Source organism: Gilliamella sp. WF3-4 (assembly GCF_001690275.1).
Lineage (GTDB): Bacteria > Pseudomonadota > Gammaproteobacteria > Enterobacterales > Orbaceae > Gilliamella > Gilliamella apicola_C.
The window spans coordinates 1-1,986 of record NZ_LZGW01000041.1; the positions used below are offsets into that span (position 1 = coordinate 1).

Sequence of the window (1,986 nt, forward strand, 5' to 3'; positions counted from 1 at the left end):
CTTTAATCCTGTTATTAACAAGCCATTAACTTCCGCTATTCGTTCGTTAAGCGACTTGCCCGCCGTGACGAATAAACGCACCTTGCATGGGGTTATCACTGAATTTAGCCAGCTATCAGTCAATAAAGATGAAGCTCATTACCAAGTCGTGTTATCTTCCCGATTAGCTCGCTTAGCGATAGGGAAAAATAGTGCTATATTTCAAAATCAAAGCGTGGTCAGTGTGGTTGAAGAAGTGCTACGCAGTCACGGCTTTACCGGCATTGATTACCGGTTAGCGCTCAAAGACAGTTATCCTGAACGGGAGTTTATCACCCAGTGGCAAGAAAGTGACCTGGAATTTATTCAACGCTTATTGGCCGATGTCGGTATCTGGTTCCGCTTTGAAACCCACGCCGAGCATGACTGTGATGTGATGGTGTTAAGTGATTATGAACAAGGCTATGCACAGGTGGCCAATATCGACTATAAACCGCCGAGTGGTATGGCCGATACGGGCATAGAAAGTGTTTGGGATATCACCTTACATAGCGAAGTGGTACCCGCCTCAGTGACCGTTCAAGACTATAACTACCGTGATGCCAAAGCCGATTTACTCACCGATATCAACACCCAACCGAAAACCTCCACCACGCAAGGCACTGATTACCGTTACGAAGAGCATTATAAAAGCGGACAAGGTCAGCAGAGTAAGCCAAATGATAAAGCCGCTAACTCCAACCAACCACAAACCGCTAACCCGTCACCGCAAGATGACGGTATTGAACAAGATAACACCATTGAAAGCGGTCAGTGGTATGCCAAAATCCGCCATGAGCAGGCGATTAGCCAGCAAATTATCATTAAAGGTAAGAGTAATCGCTATAACCTTGCCCCCGGTCAATGGATTAATATCAACGGCAGTCCGCTAACGAATATTAATGACGGTATCCTCATTTTAAGTGTACAAGGGCAAGGTAACCGTACTGATGCCTATGCACTTACCTTTACCGCCATTCCCTATCAAGCCTTAAAACCTTATCGCCCCGCGCCCATACGCTGGCCACAAGTCAGTGGCACCTTACCCGCACGAGTGACTAGCCCTGATAATGACACCTACGGCTATATTGACACTCACGGGCGCTACCGAGTTAAATTCAACTTTGACTTAAAAGAATGGAAAAAGGGCAATGAAAGCTTATGGGTACGCTTAGCCAAACCTTATTCGGGTAACACCTATGGTTTTCACTTCCCGTTAATTGACGGCACGGAAGTGGCGATTGCCTTTATGAATGGCAATCCCGATAGGCCGTATATTGCCCATGCCATGCACGACAGCGCCCACCCTGACCATGTGACTACGGTAAACAAACACCGCAATGTCATTCGCACCCCCGCCAACAACAAACTGCGCATGGATGATAAACGCGGACAAGAGCATATCAAACTCGCCACCGAATACGGCAAAACTCAGCTTAATTTGGGGCATTTGGTCGATAATAAAAAAAGCCAACGCGGTGAAGGCTTTGAACTGCGCACGGATGAATGGGGCGCGATTGCTGCCAACAAAGGCTTATACTTAACCACCCAAACCGAGCCGAAAGCGCAAGGCAAACAACTGGATATGCAAGCGGCAATAAACCAACTGGAAAATGCCTTATCGATTGCCAAAGCCCTACAAAATGCCGCTACCCAGTCCGACGCACACAGCGCGGATACCGACAGTCAAGACCAGCTTAAAGCCAACTTAAGTGAGCTAACCCAAAGTGGCCTACTGGCCTATGCGCAAGAAGGCATTGCCTTAACTAGCCCTGAAAACATCCAACTGACAACAAACAACAGCTTAACCCTAACTAGCGAAAATCAAACCGATATCAATGCGTTAAAAAACGTCACCGTATCCTCATCCGAAGCGATAGGGCTATTTGCCCATAAATCAGGCATGAAACTGTTTGCCAACCAAGGCGATATTGCAGTGCAAGCCCAAAATGCCAACCTCAATATGGC

Annotated in this window: 1 protein-coding gene; it reads left to right on the forward strand. The window is 47.2% G+C overall.

Features of this window, described 5'->3' with window-relative positions; genetic code table 11:
* The coding region (locus A9G47_RS09195; protein WP_065642740.1) for a type VI secretion system Vgr family protein at nucleotides 1–1,986 on the forward strand (1,986 nt) is incomplete at both ends.